15 protein-coding genes and 1 pseudogene are annotated in these 23314 nt (G+C 35.2%); 10 read left to right on the forward strand and 6 right to left on the reverse strand.

The genetic code is table 11. From position 1 onward, the window contains the following. Positions 1-10 precede the first annotated feature (10 nt). On the reverse strand, positions 11-1555 hold the full coding sequence (locus QWY92_RS00960) for a T9SS type A sorting domain-containing protein (protein WP_290267899.1): 1545 nt from the start codon (positions 1553-1555) through the stop codon (positions 11-13). A gap of 253 nt (positions 1556-1808) precedes the next feature. On the opposite strand from QWY92_RS00960, the gene QWY92_RS00965 reads away from it, so the two are divergent. The 7 genes and pseudogenes from QWY92_RS00965 (at position 1809) to QWY92_RS00990 (ending at position 8206) form a co-directional block, all read left to right on the forward strand. After that, positions 1809-3263, forward strand: a complete 1455-nt coding sequence (locus QWY92_RS00965; protein WP_290267900.1) for a sulfatase — start codon at positions 1809-1811, stop codon at positions 3261-3263. A gap of 227 nt (positions 3264-3490) precedes the next feature. Next, on the forward strand, positions 3491-4468 hold the full coding sequence (locus tag QWY92_RS00970) for a hypothetical protein (protein ID WP_290267901.1): 978 nt from the start codon (positions 3491-3493) through the stop codon (positions 4466-4468). 55 nt (positions 4469-4523) lie between these two features. After that, a complete protein-coding gene (locus QWY92_RS00975; protein ID WP_290267902.1) occupies positions 4524-5207 on the forward strand; it encodes a 3-keto-disaccharide hydrolase in 684 nt (227 codons plus the stop codon). A gap of 51 nt (positions 5208-5258) precedes the next feature. Beyond that, on the forward strand, positions 5259-7187 hold the full coding sequence (locus QWY92_RS00980) for a heparinase II/III domain-containing protein (RefSeq protein ID WP_290267903.1): 1929 nt from the start codon (positions 5259-5261) through the stop codon (positions 7185-7187). Between the two features lie 118 nt (positions 7188-7305). After that, positions 7306-7425, forward strand: a pseudogene (locus QWY92_RS20735) (IS30 family transposase); the annotation flags it as partial. Positions 7426-7439: 14 nt separating this feature from the next. Next, positions 7440-7886, forward strand: coding sequence for a sulfatase/phosphatase domain-containing protein (locus QWY92_RS00985; protein ID WP_290267904.1), 447 nt, complete (start codon positions 7440-7442; stop codon positions 7884-7886). Further along, on the forward strand, positions 7883-8206 hold the full coding sequence (locus tag QWY92_RS00990) for an EthD family reductase (RefSeq protein ID WP_290267905.1): 324 nt from the start codon (positions 7883-7885) through the stop codon (positions 8204-8206). Before QWY92_RS00985 ends, QWY92_RS00990 begins: the two co-directional genes overlap by 4 nt. 70 nt (positions 8207-8276) lie before the next feature. On the opposite strand, the gene QWY92_RS00995 is transcribed toward QWY92_RS00990, so the two are convergent. From QWY92_RS00995 to QWY92_RS01015, 5 genes are all read right to left on the reverse strand, one after another. After that, positions 8277-10184, reverse strand: a complete 1908-nt coding sequence (locus tag QWY92_RS00995; RefSeq protein WP_290267906.1) for a sulfatase-like hydrolase/transferase — start codon at positions 10182-10184, stop codon at positions 8277-8279. 116 nt (positions 10185-10300) lie between these two features. Next, positions 10301-11986 (reverse strand): PQQ-dependent sugar dehydrogenase, encoded by a 1686-nt coding sequence (locus QWY92_RS01000; protein WP_290267907.1) that lies wholly within the window; start codon positions 11984-11986, stop codon positions 10301-10303. 24 nt (positions 11987-12010) lie between these two features. Continuing rightward, positions 12011-14839 (reverse strand): alpha-L-rhamnosidase, encoded by a 2829-nt coding sequence (locus QWY92_RS01005; protein ID WP_290267908.1) that lies wholly within the window; start codon positions 14837-14839, stop codon positions 12011-12013. Between the two features lie 285 nt (positions 14840-15124). Further along, entirely contained in the window at positions 15125-16144 is a 1020-nt protein-coding gene (locus QWY92_RS01010) for a fasciclin domain-containing protein (protein WP_290267909.1), read from the reverse strand. A gap of 205 nt (positions 16145-16349) precedes the next feature. Beyond that, positions 16350-17660 carry an alpha-amylase family protein gene (locus QWY92_RS01015; protein ID WP_290267910.1) on the reverse strand — a complete coding sequence of 437 codons (1311 nt, stop codon included), beginning with the start codon at positions 17658-17660 and terminating at the stop codon, positions 16350-16352. Between the two features lie 309 nt (positions 17661-17969). On the opposite strand from QWY92_RS01015, the gene QWY92_RS01020 reads away from it, so the two are divergent. The 3 genes from QWY92_RS01020 (at position 17970) to QWY92_RS01030 (ending at position 23287) form a co-directional block, all read left to right on the forward strand. Further along, on the forward strand, positions 17970-21221 hold the full coding sequence (locus tag QWY92_RS01020; RefSeq protein WP_290267911.1) for a glycosyl hydrolase: 3252 nt from the start codon (positions 17970-17972) through the stop codon (positions 21219-21221). A gap of 221 nt (positions 21222-21442) precedes the next feature. Continuing rightward, positions 21443-22183, forward strand: coding sequence for a hypothetical protein (locus QWY92_RS01025; RefSeq protein WP_290267912.1), 741 nt, complete (start codon positions 21443-21445; stop codon positions 22181-22183). Positions 22184-22207: 24 nt separating this feature from the next. Beyond that, entirely contained in the window at positions 22208-23287 is a 1080-nt protein-coding gene (locus QWY92_RS01030) for a PKD domain-containing protein (RefSeq protein WP_290267913.1), read from the forward strand. The last annotated feature ends 27 nt before the right edge of the window (positions 23288-23314 follow it).

Consider the following 23314-nt stretch of genomic DNA (forward strand, 5'->3'; position numbering starts at 1 on the left):
TTGATTTTAGTTATTTTAGAATCAATTTTTTTGTTAAAGCCCCCACTTTCACAAAGTATAATCCTGTAGCTCCAATCTGGTTTGTTGGTATTGAAATTTTGTTACCAATTATTTCATTTGAGGAATAAACAAGTGCACCAAGCGCATTGAAAACATTTATTTTAGAATTAATATTAGAGTTATTTAAAACAATGTTTATCTGGCTTTCGGCAGGGTTTGGAAAGAGTTGAAAATCATCTTTTTTTTTATTTTCAAAATCTGAAACAGAAAGTAAACTAGCATAATAGGTGTCTAATTGCGTAAAAGCCGTTTTAATTTCGGCTGGAGTACCTTGAAGTAATATCGTTTCTTGGCGTAATTTTTCATAAACACCTGCGTATTCACCAGTTAGCTTCGATCTATCAATTAATCCATTTAACTCACTTCGAAAACCAATCCAAGACATTGATGGTGTACGATATTGTCCGTCAAGATAAAAATCTGAAGTTGTTCTATTGTCGACATATACTTCAGAATTATCTGATTCTTTTACTCCAACAACATTAAATTCGTTTAAATAAGATAACGGTAAATAAAAGCCTAAAGCGTTTCCTGAGTTTTCATCATTTGAATCGGCAACAATAAACCTAAGTTTTAACTCCTCTATTTTTCCTTGAAATTGTTTTTGACGAGCTTTAATTACCCAAACTCCATTTTGTTTTTGTTGGTATCGGTAACCTGGATTCCAAATAGCTACGTCATTTCTAATACTCCAAGATAAAATGATACTGTTCATATTATCAATGCCTCCAGGATATACACCAACAGGATTTACAACCGAAATATCTGATAAAAATTTACTATCATTCCATTTGCCCGCTGCTTTCAGTCCAACCTCGTTAAATTGTTTCATAGCAGCTTTTGGTTCGGTAGATGATCTTACAAAACGATATTCTAAATAATGACGGATAGCTGGTATAGCGAGTCCTGCTTTCGAAGTATAATCTTCATATTCTCCGTAATAATCAAAATCGCTATGCACTTCAGCTTCTTGTCTTGTGAAGACCTGCCCATCTATAGTAACTGATAGATTCGTTTCGTCAATACCATCGTTATCGCTATTTCCTCCATCATCATTGTATGGATCAACCCTTATATTTTCAGATTCAATATAGTCATAACCACCATCACCATTATATAAAATACAGCCACGGCTTGGTACAACTAATTTACTACTTGAGACTGTTGTAATACTACATTCCGTTCCTGCATGATCACTAAAACCAGCTTGAGTTGGGTTATATTGTCCACCTCTTCCCATATCACGAATTGAAGATTGACCTCCACGACCATATCTCTGAGCTTGAATTCCCATAATATTTCCAATGCCAGGAATTTCAATTTGTGTGATATAACCACCTCCATATTGATTGATTCCAACAATAAATCCATTAGAATTTATACTATGCGTAATGTCTCGTCTTTTGCCAATATTATTAGAAATAATTTTAAATTCTTGTGCAGGTACTATATCTGTAATAAAAAGAAGAATAGCTAATGGTAATAATTTTTTCATTTTGATATTTTTAAGTGAAGATTATCTTCATAATAAGGTAAAAATAGAAGGCTTTTTTGAATTATTCATCCTGCCGAATCTGTGGAAATATATTTGAATATTGAAATTTAATTCATGGGGTTTTTCATTGCTCGTTAAATCATAGAAGCGTTTTTTAACATGGTTTTACAGGATGGTTATAGCAATTTAATTGCTTTAATTTATGAGATTTTAAGTCAACAAATTAATCATCATATAGATTTTAAATTATACCATGAAAGAAAAAGTAATATTTGTTTTAGCATTAGTAATATCTCTAAGCGGTTGTCATTCAAATAAAAAGAAAGAGGTAGTTGAGTCATTAGAAAAGCCAAATGTTTTATTTATAGCTGTAGATGATCTTAATGATTGGATAGGTGTTTTGGGTGGACATCCGCAAGCTAAAACACCTAATATGGATAAATTAGCTTCCCGAGGTGTGCTTTTTAGTAATGCACATTGTCAAGCACCTGTTTGTAATCCTTCTAGAGCAAGTATGATGACGTCTTTATACCCAAGTACTTCAGGGATTTATTTTTTAAATCCAGACATTAAAGATTCGCCTATAGCAAGTAAGAATACTGTGATGCCAAAGCGATTTCAAGCTGAAGGGTATACTGTTTTTGGAGGCGGCAAATTATTGCACAATGGCGAAGGGATAAACGAAACTCATATTCCAAATTACGCCGGACAATTTGGAGGTTTTGGGCCTATGCCAAAAGAAAAAATTAGTACATATCCAGGGCATCCATTATGGGATTGGGGTGCTTTTCCAGAGACAGATAATCAAATGCCAGATTATAAAATAGCCTCTTGGGCAGAAAGTAAATTAGAAGAAAATTACGATAAGCCCTTTTGGATGGGGGTTGGTTTTTATCGTCCGCATGTGCCACAATTTGCACCGCAAAAATGGTTTGATATGTATTCATTAGAAACTCTTCAATTACCAAAAACTATATCAGATGATTTGGACGATATTTCACCTTATGGAATAGATATTACAAGAGAAAAACACGTGTCTCCAACTCATGAATGGGTTTTAGAAAATGATGCTTGGAAACCTCTTGTGCAATCTTATTTGGCGTGTGTAAGTTTTGTAGATGAACAAGTAGGACGCGTGATTACCGCTCTGGATAATGGCGAATATGGTGATAATACATATATTGTATTCTTCAGCGATCATGGATTTCATTTGGGCGAAAAAGAACGTTATGCCAAACGAAGTTTATGGGAAGATGGCACGAGAGTGCCTTTAATAATTGTTGGTCCTGGTATTGAAAAAGGAAAAGTGTGCAATAAACCAGTACAATTATTAGATGTCTATCCTACCTTATTGGAATTGACAAATATTAAATCAGATTCTAAACTAGAAGGACATTCTTTAGTGCCACTATTGAAAAATCCAAATTCAGAATGGTCTCATTTTGCACGAACCAGTTTCGGGCCAGGTAACTATAGCATAACTTCTGAAGACTATCGTTTTATTCAGTATAAAGATGGTTCTGAAGAATTTTATAATCATAAAATGGATCCCAATGAATGGTATAACGAAATAAAGAATAAAAAATATACTGCAATCATTGCGAAGCATCGTTCCCAGTTACCTAAAAAACAATATAAAATATTAGGAGAAGGATCTACAGGACATTTGTCATATGAAGCATCTGATAAAAACAGCAAAAACAATTAAAAATGAGATACACTGAATTAATGTAATAGGTATTCATTGGACAGTAAAATGAAGCAGAAAACCTATTTTGATAGGTTTAATTGTGCTAGAGATATTCCGTTAGAGATTGCCTTATGGTTGTGCTCTGGAGGGTATATTCAAACAATCACCTAGCTTAATACGATAGACCTTTAAGATGGTCAAGATTAAAATAAATCAATCATTTAATACCCATTAAAACTCGAAAAATGAAAAATTGTAAAACCTTTCTCTTAGTGTTCTTTTTAGTAATAACATTAACAACAGTAGCAACCGCACAGCCGAGTCGCTCTAAAGTTGGTATAAGACCTTATCCTCGAGACAGTGCTCATGAAATGACTGGAGGAGACAGGGTTGCTAATTGGCGGCCCGGTATAGGAAATTATGATGATGTGTTGAAAGCCGATGATTTTACCGCTTTGAATATCGATGTAGTAAAAGGATACAATGGGGTCTTTCGTACCAAACAACGTTTTTTTGAACATTACATCCATCAACAAGGTGGAGATTGGGTTGATGCCAATCCGAAAACCAATAAGCTGATAATGACAATTCGCCAATACGAACAGGATGGGAATGAGGTTAAACATATCATCATTTGTCGTGAAGGCTGGCTGTATGACAAAGTGAATGGTGATACAGGACCAATTGATGGAGACCCAAGAATACTTCATCAAAGAGATGTAGACGATACACGAAAAGTATTCAAAGATGCTCATGCTCTTGGACTGATAAAAAACGACAATTACAAACTGATACAAATGGTTGTTCATCCTGCCGTCTTTCTTGACGATCCAAAAGCAAGAGAAATTGTTAGTACGATGGATGGTGTCTGCATAGAATCTCATCAGTATAATCGCTATTGGCCTTTAGGAAATGAGATATCAAACCCTGAGGAAATAGCAAGAGGTGCTAAATGGGTTTTAGAGCAAGGTAAGGATTATCTTTTTTATTATGGACCCTACCAGTATAAGGATTGTGATACTTACACCGACTTTCTTGAAAGAGAGTGGCTGAAGGCTTTTTGGAAAAGAGGATTGCCAAAGCATCATGAAAACATGTATTACTACCTGAATGCGTTTCCGCATGGCTGTGGTAATACTAGACCGGTTGGCCCTGAATCAGATCCGAACTCCTACCTCGGGTTTGCCAAATGGCTGATAAAGGAATTGGAAGGAGGAAAATAAGAATAGAATAGTAACTAATAACAATTAGCTGATGGTATCAAGAAAGAAACTGCTCATGTTGATTAGTCTCGTGGTTATCGCTTTTAGCGCAATAGCACAGGACGACTTGAAGAGCAAAGAGCAACAACTTATCAATACCGATAAGGAACCCAAAATGACGAGTAAAAAATTCAAATTCCTTTTTGATGGTGAAACATTAAACGGATGGACGCCAAAGCAGGGAACCATGAAATTTGAAGTTGTTGATGGTGAGATTGTGGGAACATGCAGCGAAGGGCCCAGCACTTTCTTATGTGCCGACAAAGAATATGTAGACTTTATTTTTACTTGCGAAACCAAGTGGGAAGTTGATGGCAATACTGGTGTGCAAATTCGGTCAAGAATTAGAAAAGATGAGAATCGAAATACGGTTTTTGGCCCTCAAGCAGAAATGGAAGATTTAGACAAAAAAGGCCGTGGTTGGTCCGGAGGCATTTATGGTCAGAGTTGTGGTGGTTGGTTTTATCCGCTAAAGGCACCTGAACATGCGCCATTGAAAAATGCCATAGATCGCAGTGGATGGAATCGGCTCACGATTAAAGTGGAGGGCAATGTGTTTAAAACCTGGGTAAATGGAATTCCTGCTGCGCATTGGATTGATGAAGAGAACGAATACCCAAAAGGGTTTATTGGCTTGCAGGTACATGGCGGGAAACAGGGTATTATTCACTGGAGAAATCTGAAAATAAGGGAACTGTAATCTGATTCTGAAACATTTTCAAACTAAACATTATTAAAAAATTGCTAGACTATGAAGAAATCAATCCTTTTCTTTTTTCTTATTGGGATGTTCGTTCAGCTTTCAGCTTCTAATGAACAAAATCTGTTGACCAAGGCTGCTAATCTTGATCAGCTCAAACAAATGCTGGCAATGAACCAGGAATGGGTTTCATATCCGGCATACTCCAACCGATCGGCTTGGATCAAACTCCTCGGAGAAAATGGAGAAATCATGATTCGTGACGGAGAGGGATATTTGAGTTATGAATGGCAAGTGGTTCGAGCAACCGATTACCTCGATTACAAGCGAACGGGGAACCGTAACACTATGCAAGAGCCTTATTTTGAAAATCAGCGAGCCTTTAGTGCTTTGGTTTTGGCTGAACTTGCCGAGGGTGAAGGGCGTTTTCTCGATCAGATTATTGATGGGGTTTTTGTGAATTGCGAAATGACTTCCTGGGTGCTCTCCGCACATTTTAAGATTTCAGCAAAAAAGGAGAAAAACCATTTTCCCGATGTAAAAGAAAATCTTATTGGATTATACTCATCACAAACAGGTGCGATGTTATCCTGGACTTATTATTTTCTTCATGATGAATTTGATAAAGTAAATCCGTTGATCTCAGAACGTTTACGTTCTGAACTTCAAAAACGAATTCTTGATCCATACATGAATATGAATTACTGGTGGACGGCACTTCCTCCATTTCAGGATGAAAGACTAAATGTAAATAACTGGAATCCATGGTGCAATGCTAATGTTTTACAATGTTATATGTTACTCGAAAATGATCGTGATAAATTGGCTCAAGCAGTTTATCGTTCCATGCGCTCGGTCGATCAGTTTATTAATGCCAATAAAGATGGAGCCTGCGATGAGGGACCCAAATACTGGGGGGTGGCAGCAGGTAAAATGTATGATTACCTCTCATTGCTTGAGAAACTTACTGATGGCCAGATATCGCTGTTTAATAAACCGGAGATTAAGAGTATGGCTGAATATGTTTATCGGGCCAATGTCGGAAATGATTGGGTAGTCAACTTTGCAGATGCTTCAGCAAAATTGCAGGGAAATCCGTACCTTATTTACAGTTTTGGGCGTGCTGTAGAAAGCGATGATATGATGCATTTTGCTGCATACCTTAAAGAAAGGAATCCTGAGAACAGTATTGTTAATTCTCGCGATATTGATAGAACTTTGAGAAGCGCCTTAATATCTGGAGAATTGGAAGCTACGGAACCCAAGTTTAACGTCCCGGCTTATTCATGGTATCCAGAAACGGAGTATTGTTTTATGAGCGATGATCAGGGAAGTTTTGTAGCTGCAAAAGGCGGTGACAACAACGAAAATCATAACCACAATGACGTGGGGTCTTTTATTTATTACTCCAATTCATTGCCCATAATTATGGATACGGGAGTAGGATCATACACGGCAAAAACATTTGGGCCGCAACGCTATAGTATTTGGACGATGCAGAGTAATTATCATAATGTGCCGCTAATAAATGGTGTTAGTCAACATGCTGGTGCTGATTTTAAAGCGATGAATACAGCATTTGATAAAGAAAACATGCGATTTACTACAAATATTGTAAATGCTTATCCAAAAGAGGCTAAGGTGAAATCATGGAAGCGTTCCTATAACTTAAAAAATGGTACGCTGATCATTGATGATCTGTATGTCTTGGAAAAAACAATTGAACCGAATCAAATTAATTTCATGACATGGGGTGATGTCAATTTGGATGTTCCGGGAAAAGTGATTATTAAAGTGAAAAATGAAACCGTGGAACTCCGCTACGATAAGAAAAAATTGAAGGCAACAATAGAAACAATTGAACTTGAAGAGAAAAAGCTGTCACAGGTTTGGGGGGATGCAATTTACAGACTTTCGCTAAATGCTAAAATGCTGGAAACGGAAGGTAATTATCAGTATAGCATTCGAAAAGTTAAATAAAGACCAAATAGAGGTGACTGCGTTTAAGATTCGATGAATCTTTCCTTTGGATTAAAGATGGCCTACAAGATCCTTTGCCCAGTAGGGGAGAGCCCGAAGAGGATTAAACTTGAATTAAATTGACATAAATAAACTACAATTTATTCAAGAAAAACTAAACAATAGACCTCGGAAAATCATTGGTTATAAAACATCTAAAGGGATGATAGATTTTGAACTAGAATTTGTAGCTTATTAAAATCGAAAAAAAAAATGATAGGTCCTGGAATTGAAAAAGGAAAAGTATGCAACAAACAGGTGCAATTATTAGATGTGTATCCTACCTTATTGGAATTGACAAATCTTAAATCGGATTCAAAACTAGAAGGAAATTCTTTAGTACCATTGTTGAAAAAACTAAATGCAGAGTGGTCTCATTATGCACGAACCAGTTTCGGGCCAGGTAACTATAGCATAACTCCTGAAGACTATCGTTTTATTCAGTATAAAGATGGTTCTGAAGAATTTTATAATCATAAGATTGATCCACAAGAATGGCACAACGCTATAAACAATCTCGAATATGTTGATGTTATTGAAAAGCATCGCGCTGAAATACCTCAAGAGCACTATGAGATTTTAGGTGAAGGTTCTACCGGGCATTTATCTTATGAAGCATCAGGAAAGAGAAATATTAATAATACCAAATATAAATTATGAAAAAAGGAATGATAAAATTAAGTGCGTTGTATCCAAATACAGAAGATAGTTATTTTGATATCGACTATTATTGTAATACGCATACTCCAATGGTTGCTAAGTTTTTAGGAGATGCAATGAAACATGCTGCTGTAGAAGAAGGTTTAAGTGCTTTTGATAGAGGCTCTGAAAAACCTTTCATGGCTATCGGCCATTTGTATTTTGACACTTTAGATGACATGCACAATGCTTTTGAGCCTTATATGGAAGAGATTATGGGAGATATAAAAAACTACACTAATGTGCAACCCTATTTTCAAATAAGTGAAGTTAAAATTTAAGTATTTCTTATAAAAAAATACAAGAAAACACTCCTAATTAAAAACTTAGATTTTTAATTAGGAGTGTTTTTCATTTTACCTTTTTAACAGGAATACCATAACGTAGCAAAATACTTTTCATTAAACGTCCCGGATAATTAGTATATCGTTTGTTTAGTGCTACGGGTGTTATAGACCAATTTGCAAATTCATCCTTTAAACTAGCGGTTTCCATACCACAATCATCCAGAGCGGTAAGCGCAGCTATAACAATTAATATATTGTCTTTTCTTTGAGCTAACTCAGAAAGAAGTGTTAATGCTATTTCTGAAGTTTTAGAATTATTTCCATGTTTAACCAAAGCCCAAGCTGCTGCAATTTTTACATCATCCGAGGTATCTGATAGTGCCTTTTTTAATGCTTTTTCACTTTTTGATACAGCATCTTTACCATGAATCATCATACCCATAGTGGCCCAATATCTAACAATGTTATTCTCATCGGTCATTCGTTTTTGTAGCTCACAAACATCATCCGGATTCATAAATGAAGCTATTTCAGCTGTAGAAAATATGCGTTCAAAAGGATATAATTTTTCATCATGACCAAAATCATAAGGTGCCATATTACTATTAAATCGTTCATTCTCTGGAATAAATCCAACATCTCGAATATCAAGAGCGTAATCTTGTTGTGCTTTACGCATGGTTTTTAAAATAGCTTCGTGTTTTTTTGAATTCGCGAGATTATTAACTTCATCCGGATCATTTTTAAGATCATACAGTTCTTCTGGAGCCTTTGGTGTTTCCCAAAAAAGACTTTGTGCCTTGTTCAGTTTTCCTTGGTCATAGAGTTTTTTCCATACTGCAGTTGAGGAGAAAGACATACGAATTTGTGTATCTAACCATTGCCCTTGTGAAAACTGGGGCATGTAATTTCTAAGATAAACATAGCGTCCGTTAGAAACACTTCTTACTAAGTCTAAACGTTCGTCCATACGACCACGGAATCCATAAACAAATGGTTGCTCTTCAGTTTGATAATCTCCTGCGAAAGCGTGTCCTTGCATCCATTTAGGTGGCGCAATACCCGCAATACTAAGCATGGTTGGTGCGAAATCCACAAAACTTATTAAACGATCAGACCGCCCACCAGCTTTATATTCTTTAGGAGCAAGATGTTTCCATTTCTCAGGAAAATAAACCACGACTGGTACTTGAAGCCCCGCATTATTAGGCCAACGTTTATTACGAGCAAGTCCACCGCCATGGTCGGCGAAATAGAAAACAATAGTATTATCTTCTAATCCAGCTTCTGCAAGTTCAGCAAGACGTTTACCCGCAACAGAGTCTACCACAGTAATACTATTATAATAAGCAGCCCATTCTAATCGCATAGCTTCACAATCTGGATGGTATTTTGGTAATTTTACTTTGGCAGGGTCGTGTAAAGATGGTTTCCTCTTGTTTTTAGCAGTTCGAGTTATGTCATGTATATGGCCTTCATGACTTTGTGTATTATTAAAATAGGCGAAAAAAGGTTGTCCTGGTTTGCGCTTATTGTAATGTGCTCTGTTAGAAGATTCATCCCAAACCCCTTTAGGAGTACTTAGATTATAATCTTCTTTTCCATTACCAGAACAGTAATATCCAATATCTCGGAGATATTTTGGAAACATATTTTTCTCCATTGGATAAGGAGACATACTACGCATGTGCTCTCCTCCTGAACTTGGTCCAGAAATGCCAGACCAGAGTGTGGTTCGAGCAGGAGCACAAACGGGAGCAGAAGACCATGCGTAATTAAAACACATGCCTTTTTCTGCAAATTTATCTATGTTTGGAGTGGTAGCAAATGTATCGCCATAAGCACCCATATGGGGGCCATGGTCTTCAGCAACAAGCCATAGGATGTTTGGTTTAGAAAGAAGCTTCTTGTTGTGTTGATGTTGAGCATTTAAGAACATTGTGCTTATAAGAAAAATAACTAGTGATTTCATTGGTGTTAGTTGCTAAGGTTTAGGTTTTGTTGGTATTGCATTTCAAGATGAAGTCCGTTTTTTCTTATCGGACTATATTTTGAATTGTTTATTATTTAATAACTCTATTAGTGTATTTAGGGAATTAAATTTTCTTTAATTTTATATATTTTACCATCAGATTTTGTTAAAAGATAAATATTACCATCACAATCTTGACCAAATCTTAAATCTACACGTGAGCTTTTAGTTAGTTTAGACATTGTTGTTGGTTTGCCATGAATGGAAACCTTTAGTTTTTTTAAATTCCGTTGTTTTGCCTCAAATAAGTCTCCTATATAGAGCGATCCTGTAGGAATATCTCCGAATATATATTTTCCACGAAATTTTTCACCTCTTGCAAAAAATCCGCCACTAATAGCTACACCGTCTTTTTGATTGTATTGAAAAATGGGATATGTAGCTCCGTAGTCGGCATCATTATCGGGTAAAGCATAAGCTAAACTTTGATTTCCATTGGGATTTAGAGCAAAATTTCCTTCGCGTATAGGCCAGCCATAAAATTGTCCCGAATCTATCAAATTTACTTCTTCCATAATTTTATGACCAATATCACTGGCAAATAACCTACCGTATAAATCCCAAGAAAAACGTGTAGGGTTTCGGAGTCCGTAACTCCAAATTTCTCCTTTTAAAAGGGCTTGTTTAACAAATGGGTTTTCTGGAGGAATTCCGTAAGCGCCATTTTTACTATTGTTTCCCATTGGGTCTATTCGTAAAATTGTTCCCCAAATTTGCGAACCTCCATGCTGGGCAACTTGAGGATACCCTTTTATCACGCCGCCGCCATCACCTACACCTATATAAAGCATTCCATAATCAGATTCATCTTTAGTGGTAACAGGGTTAAAGCCCATTTCCTGTATACCATGCATAAAGCCAACAAAATCTATTCGTAATAGTTCTCTGGAATCTCCCTTAAAAATGTTTTTGTTTGGAGTTTTAGTTTTCCATTCTTTTACAACCCATTGTATTTTAGCAGGAATACTATCGGGCAAACTAAAATCTGAAGGTTTACTTAATTTTGGTTCGGAGTGTGCTGTATAGAATAATCCATTTTCCTGAAAATCAGGATGAAAGGCAAAACTACTAAAACCTGCACCTAAGCCTGGTTCGTGAATAAAATCGGGGTTATAATCAATTAAAGAAAGGTAGGGCTCTACTTTTTTATCCCTTAATTCGTAGAGGCTACCTCTCATGTCATTAATAAAGATACGGCCAGAACTCCCTGCACAATCCAATTTATTAAGTCGCGCTAAAATAGGTTTTTGGGTTGTTGCAGGTGCTTGAGCCACAAACTCCAATTCTGCAACCAAATGAGAGTATTGTAAGGTGTCCTTTATAGTTTCTTTAATGACATCTAAAGAGTTATTATTTTTTAACTTTTGGTTTTCCTGTTTATGTATATAACTTAATAGGGCGTCTAAGTTGGTCTCCGAAAGATCTTTAAATCCGGGCATAGGGATTTTGTAAGTTTCAAGTAGTTGTGTTGCTCTTGAGTCATTGTCTGCCACCATTTGAAGTGGGTTTTTAATAAACTGTTTTATCCACGAAGTTTCAACACGTCTTGTAAGTCCACGGAGGTTAGGTCCAATAGCATCTTGTTTAAAATTATGGCAATGACTACATTTTTGCTCAAAAATGGCCTTTCCTTTTTTTATAGATTCCGGTTTTAAACTAATAGTATGTCCTAATTTTTGTTTTGTTTCAGATTGACAGCTAACAATAAATAGGACTAAAATAATTAGATGATAAAATTTCATTTTTAGGAATATTCTTTTTTTTAACTAAATTTTTGATTCAAATTTATAACGGCCTGAGCCTATCTCGTATATTTTATAGTTTTCATGTTGGCCTAAAAATTTTATTTGTTTTGAGTTTATGGGTATACCGCTTTCGGTAACTGTATTTTTTTTATTCGAAGGCATGTAAATTTTACCAGTAGTATTTACAGGAAGTTCAACTTCTAAAGAAAAAAGAGTTCCGTTAATGTGCCATGAAGAAACAATATCTCCATTTATAGACCCATATGTTGCGTTGAGATTTGATACGGATTTATCGCCTAGTTTCGGACGAATGATAATCTTATTAAAGCCTGCATCTTCCGTATTGATTCCTGCCATATCACTAAACAGAAACTGAGAAAAAGCGCCAAAAGCATAATGGTTAAAAGAATTCATTTTGGCATTCATTTCACCATTGAAACCTTTTTCGGGGGTGTAACTGTTCCAACGTTCCCAAATAGTGGTGGCTCCATTTGCAATTTGAAAGCCCCAACTAGGATATTCTTTTTTGAGTAGTATCTGGTATGCTAAATCTGAACGGCGAATTTTAGATAAAGCAGGAAGTAATTGTCGAATTCCTAAAATACCTGAGGAGGGTAAATTATCATTTTCTTCTAAAAGATTTACTAAATGTTCTCCCGCTTTTATTTTTAGTGCTTCGGGGAGAATATCAAAATAAATAGCTGTAGCGTAAGCCGATTGAGTATGTCCTGTAAATCCTTTTTCGCCTTCAAAATAGCCTTTTCCATCCCCATATATAGTTTCATCTATTTGAAATTTTCCGTTTTCATCTATATAATGTTTTATAAATGCAGCTACTGAAGTTTTATAAGTGGATTGATAATAATCAGCCTTTTCTTGGTTACCTATGGCGGCACTCATTTCTGCCATTATTTTTAATGCATATTGATAATACATCGACGCCATAATATCGTGTGCCAGATGTTTGTCGGTCATGGATAGCCAATCTCCAAAACCTCCTTTTGGTTTAGCTTCTGCCCATGAATCTTCAGGATAAAATTTATCGTTTTTACTTTTTTCTATATGATAATCCATAAAGCGCGTCATAGACTCATAATGGTCTTCTACTATTTTAGTATCTCCGTAAAACTTATACGTATTGTAAGGTACCATAACACCTGCTTCCATCCATCCTGGAGAAAACCATTCTAATTTGGGGTAGGGTTGAGGTGCAAAAACAGCGTAAGGTCCAAAATCATATTGAGCATCACGAACATCAGCAAACCATTTTTTATTAAAAGCACCAAGATTAGCATTGTATAATGCCGATTTAGAAAAAATTTGAACATCGCCCAACCAACCTAAACGCTCATCGCGTTGGGGACTGTCTGTTGGAACTTCCATGAAATTAGAACGCTGCGTCCAAATCACATTTTCAAACATTTTATTTAAGATAGTATCGGAGGATGTAAATGAACTTTCCATTGGTGTGGACGAGCCAAAAGCGATACCCGTTATGGTATTATGGTCTGGTTTGTTTTTTAGTCCAGTAACCTCAACGTATTGAAAACCATGATATGTAAATTTTGGTTCCCATATTTCAACACCTTCGCCTTTTAAAATGTAAGTATCAGTTGCTCTGGCAAATCTTAAATTTTCGGTCATGAGCTTACCATCATCGTATAAACGTTCGCCAAAACGCATGATAATCGTGTCGTTTTTGTTTCCTTGTACATGTAAACGTGTATGACCAGCAAAATTTTGTCCCATGTTAAATACATAAGTTCCTTTGGTTGGTTCTGTAATTTCTGCAGGTTTTAATTCATCATAAATTTGGATGCTATTTCCTGGATAGGCTTGAAGCACACCTTTTGTCCCTTCGTGAATGTATACGTTATCCCAATTTTGGTCGTCATAATTAGAAGTATTCCAATTGGGTAATTCTAAATTAGCGTTATAACCAGTTCCCATAAGTAAATCGGCATATACTATGGGACCTTCCTTAGCTTTCCAACTTTCATCTGAAACGATGATTTTTTTGGTGCCATCTTCATATTGAATTTCTAACTGAGACAATAATGCTGGATGTGATCCATAGAGTTCTCTATTTCTCGGTTTTGATAATACTTTTGGCCCAACATAACCAGCATACCAACCATCGCCTATAATAGCACCTAGTGTGTTTTCTCCTTGGTTTATAGCACTACTAACATCATAGGTTTTGTAATAGATGCGTTTGTTATAGTTAGTCCATCCAGGCGTTAATAAATCTTGTCCTATTTTTTTTCCATTTAATGCTATTTCAAAAATGCCTAATGCCGTGACATAAAGTGTAGCTTTTTGGATTGTTTTGTTAACTGAAAATGATTTTCTTAAATATGGAGCAGGAGGTAAGTGTAAAGTGTCTTTTTTATTCTTATCGTCTGTTTTAAAACCAATCCATTTTGCTTCCCAATCCGTTTGATTTAGTAAACCCGTAGTCCAAAAATTTGTGTCACTCCATTCTGAAGCGACATTATTTTCGTCCCAAACTTTGATTTTAAAATAGCAATGTTGTCTCGAATTCAGTTTGCTACCTGCGTAACGAATTTGTGAGTTTTGATGTGAATTTAGCTTACCAGAATCCCATAACAGGTTATTATCATATTCAAGGGCTTTTTCAGAACTAGCGACTTTAATTTGGTATGCAGATTGTTTCTTGTTTCTTTCATTTGAAACCATGGACCAACTGATACTTGGATGTGGATCATCAATTCCTAAAGGGTTTTCAAAATAGTTTACGGTTACTTTTTTAATAGAAATACCTTCGTTAGTTTTTTTACAAGAAAAGACTAGGGTTAGTAGAAAAAGAAGCACTATTTTTTTATTCATTTGTACTAATACTTTTGGGTTGAGTAATACTATGCCATAATTATTACTAACAATATTAGGATTTTAAATAGGTTTTAGTATCCTGTTGCTTCATGTTTAATAAAAAGGTAAAGGTTTGATGTTTTAGACGGCACTCGTTATAAACGAGCGAGAGTTAGGGCTTTATTCCCACGCTACCACAGGAATCACTTGGTGTGGTAATAGGGACCTAAATACATAAAAAAAACGCCTTAATTTCTTAAGGCGTTTTTTTTAAGGAACATAATTTATAGTTAATAAATTCACTTATTCCTTTGTCGTTTCTCCAATGACTCTATTTACAACGTGCAAAATACCATTTGTAGCTTGTAAGTCACTTATTGCTGGAAGTATTCTGCCAGTACCGTCCTTGTCTGTAAGTGTTGAACCAGCCATATTTACAGTAATTGTTCCTCCATCTAAAGTTGTTATTTCTCCATCAACAAACCCGTCAATTGGTGTTATTCCATTAACAATATGTCTTAACAAAACAGCGTCAACTGTTTCTGTAGGGATATCTTCTATATTTTGAACTCCTAAACTTGTTTTTAAAGTGTTAAATGCAGATCCTAATGGTGCAAAAACGGTAAAAGGACCTAATTCTGTTTGGTTATTTAAAACTTCACTGTATGATGGTTGAAGTGTGGGAGAACCTAAATCTTCTACATGAATAATAGCATCAACTAAACCCGAAAAGCTGGGATTTGAGCCAATTAATATTGCAAGAGTAGCTGGAGGAACAACACCATTTACAACATGTATAGTCCCATTTTTAGCGTTAATTTGATTACCAGTTACAGGTACAGAGTTAAAAGCTAATCCAGATATTCCATTAAAATAGATGTTTACGTTAGTATTATTTGGTCCTGTTGCCAAAGTTTTATCATATCCAGTTCTTAGCGCTTTAAGGCTTGTAGTCGTGTAACTGCTATCTGGTATAACGTGGTTTAATAAAAGTTCGGTTAAAACTGTATCTGGTATATCCTCAAAACTAAGAAAATCATTATCATCAATATAATTTTCAAAAGCGTCATTTGTTGGTGCCAATATGGTTTTCTTTCCATCCGCAGCTAAAACACTAGTTAGGTTAGCTTCCTCTAAAAATGCAACAAAAGAACTAAAATTCGGATCCGCACTTAAAATTTCAATAATATTCAGTTCTTCAGTATTTATAGCATTACCATCATCATTCTTAATTTGAGTAATACCATCTTCTTCACAAGATGAAATTACAAAAGTCGCTAATGCGATTAAAGATATTTTTTTTAGATAGCTTAATGTTTTCATATTTACAAGGTTTTAGTTTATTTGTTGAAGCAAATATAAAATTCCACTATGTAATTCGCATCCTGCCGTTCCTGTATTAGCTTTAAGCTGAACTAGGTGTAATTTGAGTAATATTTCTATCCTGGTTTTGTTGTTTTTTCTAAAAATGAAGATATTTTTAATTTTATCATCATTTTTTAGTATTTAAATATTTTTTCAGTTTAAATTAAATACCCAAACTAACATCCAAAAGTGCAATAGCATCCATAATTTCCTGAGGTGTGCCATAAAGTATATAAACTTCATTTCTAAAGGCTTCATAAGTATTTGAATCTAATCGTGTTCTGTTGATCATACCTCTAATAATGTTTACAAACCCATATTTACTCATAGAAGCAATCCGCTTAGGGGAATATTGTATGACATCCTTAATAGCTCTATTGTCTTCATAACTAATGCTTCCATCTGTTTCATTAAGGCCTATAATCATATTTCTATTAATATCTGTTTTAGGACGATAAATAGCCAAAGCTCTGCCTTCAGTTTCAATATTAGATTCAGCATTTATAAATAGGGTATGATCGCCATTTGGAAACTCATCATCAGTTTTACCAACATCATCCATAATAAGTGTTTCCCATTGTCCGTTTGTTTTTCTATAGTAGGTGTAGGTTGGCGTCCATTTAGCCCTGTCATGTCTTAAAGACCAAACGCTCGTCATTCTATTCATATCCTTGTCAGATCCTTGATGTACACCATCAGGAGCATTTCTTGAAATATCAGGCTGAACCGCATTGGCGTTCCATAGTTTTGTGCCAGCTCTATGTTGATTGATGCAATGTCCTGGCGGACGGATAAAGGATATTTGGTAGTAATGACGTATGATGGCTATATCAATGCCATTTTTACCAGAAAGGTCTTCGTAAGTGCCATAATAGTCGAATTCACTTCGTACTTCATCCAATTGTTTTCCAGGTAAATCTTCCTCATCTAATCCATCTTCATCGGTATTTCCGCCATCTGTTTTGTATGGATCGGCCCCAACATTTTCCCATCTAGTAAAGTCATATTTCCCATCACCATGCCAAAGCGCCAATGGTCTTGGTTCAACGACTAGCGTTTTATAATCTGAGGATTGAGTAATTTCACATTTTGAGCCTAAGGTTTCATTAAAACCGGCTTGAGTGGGGTTATATCGTCCGCCATGAGAAGCGTCCCTAATGGCTACTTGTCCAGCTCTACCATATAGATCGGCTTCTTTATCCATAATATCGCCTAAACCAGGAATAATCACTTCATTGATTACACCACCAGCATTTGAGGTAATACCAATTTGAAATCCAGATGAGCCAGATGTTAAATGGTGTGTTGTAATTCTAGGATTAGATTCTGAGATGATTTCAAAAGTTCCATTTTGAGTTTCTTCCTCCTCTTCTTTTTGGATATCTTCAATATCTGAGTCCTTTTGGCAGCTATTTACCAATGGTAACATTGTAAGTAATATGATGCCTAAAAAAATAAGTTTATTTCTGTTCATAACGCGTGCTTAAAATTTGATATAAAAAATATTAAGAATGTCAAATATATCTTTTTGAAGTTCTATTTGTATCCTGCCGTTTATGGTTTAAGCTAATTATAGCTACTTGTTTTTCCTATTGAGTAATTAGTAAAAAAAAGGAATGTGTTTAATAAGGTACTACACTTATATAATCTCTAGTTTATCTTCTTAGCCTAATAGTGATAGGCAGTAAAGGGCAGGATAGATTTTATAACATTTATGTGTTTATTTACACAAACTTATTGAAGAGTCTAATAATTACAAGTTGTATCACGTATGAATTTTCTATTGAAAAATTTTAAAATTATCATAGTTTTAACCGCACTTATATTCCATAGTTGCGAAACACCGAATGAAGTTAAAAAGCCCGATTTAGGGAAGTTGAAAACCGGATTTGTAACCCCTTCGGAAGACAATACATTATGGTGTTATTGGTATTGGATTGGTGATGATATTTCTAAAGATGGAATTACCAAAGATTTAGAAGCTATGAAAGCTGCTGGTATTGGTGGCGCTTTAATAGGAAATATAAATCCTGATGAAAAAGATGGTAAAGTGCCTATGCTAAGTGAAGATTGGTGGAGCCATATGGTACACGCTGTAAATGAAGGAAAGCGTATCGGTGTTGATATAGGAGCATTTAACTGTCCAGGATGGAGTCAATCAGGAGGCCCTTGGATAACATCAGAAATGGCGATGCGCTATGTAACGTATTCTGAAGTGAAAGTTGAAGGCGGTAAAACTATAGATTTAAATTTGGTACAACCTGAAAAAGAATTCCAAGATACTTATGTTTTAGCGTTCCCGTCAATAGGTTACGAAGCGAATACGACTTCAGTAAAAAACACCAAAATTGTGGTAAAACCGAGTATCAAAAACGCTATGAATCTTATAGATGCTGATACGGTATCTGTAGCCAGTTTTTCAAATAGCGTCGGTAATTATGAAATTGAATTAACTACAGAAAAAGCATTAAACGCTAATAGTTTGCGCATTATTCCTGGTAGAAAAAACATGTTTTTAAGTGGAGAGATTTTTGCTAAAATGGATGGTGAATATAAAAAGATTAAAGCATTTACTGTTGACAGGAGAAAGCTAACACCAAATGTGGGGGCAGATAAATATGCACCCTTATTGGTAAGCTTAGCAAATATAAAATCTAACAGTTTTAAAATAAAATTTAAACAATTAATAAAAGGGAACCCTGCTCAGCAAAAAGGTGAATGGGATCTAGCAGAGGTTTCTATTTCAGAAGCTTCAGGAATGGAAAGTTATGCTAGAAAAAGTTTAGCAAAAATGCACCCAACACCTTTTCCGGCTTGGGATAGTTATAAATGGAATCAGCAAGAATCTGTAGATTCAGCTTTAAAAGTGGGTTCTAACGCAGTTATTAATATCAGCGATAAAATGGATGCTAATGGAAAACTTAATTGGGAAGCTCCTGCAGGTTTGTGGACCATTCAGCGTTTTGGGATGACTCCAACCGGTACAAGAAATTCACCATCGGCACCGCAAGGAAAAGGGTATGAGGTTGATAAAGCTAATAAAGCCTTGGCTCAATTTCATTACAAACAATTTATTGGAGAATTTTTAAAACGCATTCCAGAAGAAAGCAAAAGTGCTTTTAAATATGTTATTGCAGATAGTTATGAAATGGGGTCGCAAAACTGGACAGATGGTTATGCTGAAAAATTTGAAGCCAAATTTGGTTATAGCCCTATAAAATACTTACCTGTTTTTACAGGCAGAATTGTAGGAAGTGTTGAAGAATCTGAACGTTTTTTATGGGATTTACGTCGTTCTATTGCAGATGCCGTAGCTTATGAATATACAGGTGGGCTTAGAGAGTCAAGTAATGAGGATAATTTGCAATTGTGGTTAGAAAACTATGGACATTGGGGGTTTCCTTCAGAGTTTTTAATGTATGGAGGGCAGTCGGATCTGGTAAGTGGTGAATTCTGGAATGAAGGTACTTTAGGAGATATTGAATGTAAATCGGCTTCTTCTGCTGCTCACATTTATGGAAAAAACAGAGTCTCTGCCGAAGCGTTTACCGCAGGACAACGTTCTTATGTTAGGCATCCAGCAATGCTAAAAAAACGAGGCGATTGGTCTTTAACCGAAGGTATTAATCATTTTGTATTGCATTTGTACATTCATCAACCAGATGATAACAGAGTACCAGGAGTTAATGCTTGGTTTAGTACAGAATTCAACCGTCATAACACATGGTTTAAAAAATCGAAAGCTTATTTTGATTATTTGAGAAGATCACAGCATATGCTACAACAGGGTAAATATGCTGCAGATGTGTGTTATTTTATTGGTGAAGATGCACCAATAATGACAGGGGTTAGAAACCCTGAATTGCCAGAAGGCTATTCCTATGATTATATTAATGCTGAGGTTATTTTAGATAGAATGACGGTTAATGATGGCAAATTTGTATTACCAGATGGTATGAGTTATAGCCTAATGGTGTTACCACCGTTTGACACGATGAGACCAGAGTTATTAGAGAAAATAGAAGCGTTAGTAGCCCAAGGTGGAAAAATTTACGGACAAGCACCCAAAAAATCTCCAAGCTTACAAAATTATCCGGAAAGTGATATTAAAGTTAAAGAAATAGCCAATAAAATGTGGGGATCTAGCGACGAAGCATTAAAAATGTATGGGCAAGGGGCTATTGCTGATGGTTTGGAATTACAAGAGGCACTTACAAAATTAAATATTGATAAAGATGTTGATTTAAACGGACAAGCATCTGTGCTTTGGACACACCGAACAATGCCAGGAATAGAAATTTATTTCTTAACCAATCAGAGTGATAAAGCTATTGAGTTTACACCTTCATTTAGAGTAAAAGGGATGAAACCTCAACTTTGGGATGCCATTAATGGAACAATTAAAGATTTACCCGATTTTAAAGAACTAAATGACCGTACATCAGTACCAATAAAAATGGAAGCTTTGCAAAGTTGGTTTGTTGTTTTTAGTACATCAAATAACATGGGTGAAACATTAAAAAGTGAAAGTAATTTTCCTGAAACCAATATCGTTCAAACATTAAATAATCCATGGAAGGTTGATTTTAAAAACAAAGACATTGGACCAAAACAAGTTTTAGAACTTCCTAAATTAACAGATTGGATTGAAAGTGAAAATGATAAAATAAAGTTCTATTCAGGTACTGCTGTTTATACATCTAATTTTAAGTATTCTAAAGAAGAAGAAATGACAAATGTGTATATAGATTTAGGAAAAGTTGGAGTTATGGCATCTGTGAAAATTAATGGAAAAAATATAGGTACCACATGGATCGCTCCTTTTAAATTAAACGCAACTTCTGCTCTTAAAAATGGCGAAAATACTATAGAAATAGAAGTGGTTAATGTTTGGAGAAACAGATTGACGGGAGACCGAGAATTAGATAAAGATGAGCGAACTACTTGGGTTATTGTTGATAGTGCCAAAAAAGAAGAGGAATTGATTTCATCAGGACTATTAGGGCCTGTAACTATTCAAACAGTAAAGAAATAGCTAGCCATGAGAAATTTTATTGTTGGAGTGTTAATTCTATTAACTATAATAAGTTGTGAAGGTTTCAAGAAAAACAAAAAAAAACAGTTGCAACAATCGTAGATACAAACTTAAAGGAAGTTGGCATAGATAATGGTATTTTAGAATTAAAATTAGATTTAACCAGAGGTGGGGCTATTTTTTATATTTCGGAATCTGGAAAAGAAAGAAATATTGTAAATGTGCATGACGAAGGGCGCTATATTCAGCAATCTTATTATGCAGGAAATATGTTAAATAGGGTTAAGGAAGGTCAAAATCCAAATTGGTCGCCATGGACGTGGAATCCTATTCAGGTAGGAGATTCTTTTGGAAATAGAGCGGAGATATTAGCTGCTACAAAAACAGAGAACACATTATACGTAAAATGTATTCCTATGCTATGGGATATGAATAATAAACCTGCAGAAGCCATAATGGAGCAATGGAGCACCTTAGAAGGTAATGTTATAAAAGTACATAATAAATTAACCTGCCACCGTACAGACACTATTTATGGAGAAACGGGAGCAAGAAGTCAAGAGCTTCCTGCAGTATACCCTATTTCGGCACTTAAAAATTTATATAGTTATTTTGGAGAAGCACCATTTACGGGCGATACGTTAGATAATCCTGAGGTTGAACATTTAGAAGATGGTTTTTGGGGGCGTTATAATGAAAATAAAGTTACAGAACATTGGATGGCATTTGTAGATGATAATAAATGGGGTATGGGTGTTTATACGCCAATATCTTCAAATTTTTTAGCAGGAATGGCGGGTGCTCCGGGTTTTGAAAGTACAGATAGTCAAACCTCTTATATCGCACCATTAAAATCTGTACAATTAAAGAAAAATGATGTTTTTGAATACGATTATTGGTTAGTCATAGGTAGCCTTGATGACATTCGTTTAGAAATTTATAAACTAAATAATCGCCTTTAATTATAAATAGTTAAGGATTAAATCATGATTAAAAAACAGTCGTATATAATTTGCTTAACTTTTTTGTTAGGATTGTCATTATTCACTTTTGGTCAACGCGGTAAGGAATATAAGATTTATCAGTTTCCGAAAAGTGAAATTCCTAGAATTGATGGTCGTTTTTCAGATTGGGAAAATGTTCCGAGTACTTATGGCATCGGTTTAAAAGATATGAAAAAAACTGTAAGAGGTTTAGGTTCAAATTTAGACCCAAAAGATTATGATATTGAAGTTAAAGTAGCATGGGTTAAAGACTTAGATAGACTCTATTTTTATGTTGAAGCTTATGATGATTATTGGGATTTTAGTGAGAAAGGACTTCGTCAGGATATTTTTGAATTAGTAGTTGATGGTAATTTATCTGGAGGGCCTTTCATTAAAAAAGATAATGGCAATTTAGATCATTTCACTTTTGAAGCATTGCATTTTAAAGGCCATGGCGCACATGCTCAAAACTATCATATTTTCACACCTGTCCTAGATAAAGATCCAGCTATGGTTTGGGGCAATACACCTTGGATAAAAAATTTTCCGTATTTCAATATTGCTTACGACTATAATTTTAAACATGGCGAAAAAGGAAATCTTAAAATGGAGTTTTGGATAACACCTTTCGATCATGCAGACATTTCTGGAATTGATAAATCAACAATAAGTCAATTAAAAGAAAATGAAATCATTGGTTTGTCATGGTGTGTTATTGATTACGATGGCGAAAAATCTAGAGACTTTATCCATTTGGCAGACGACCTCAAAATGATTCGTGATGCCAGTTATTTGAATTTCTTTCGGTTAATGCCTTTAGATGAAAATCACAGAAAACCAATAGAAGCAAATTGGTCATTTCTAGAATTAGATAGAAAAGAACGATGGATTCAGTTTAAAGATGAGTCATTTGGAGTAATAGAAACATGGCATTGGGATTTTGGAGATGGAAAAGAGTCTTTTGAAAAAAGTCCATCTCACTTTTATGATAAAGCCGGAGAGTGGATTGTTGTTTTAACAGTATCTGGACCTAAAGGCGAAGACATACGTTCAAAAGTTTGGGATGTAGTTACCGAATAATTTGTAGATTAATTAAAATATATAAAT

The sequence above is a fragment of the Algibacter miyuki genome, from assembly GCF_030409805.1.
Taxonomy (GTDB): Bacteria; Bacteroidota; Bacteroidia; order Flavobacteriales; family Flavobacteriaceae; genus Algibacter; species Algibacter miyuki.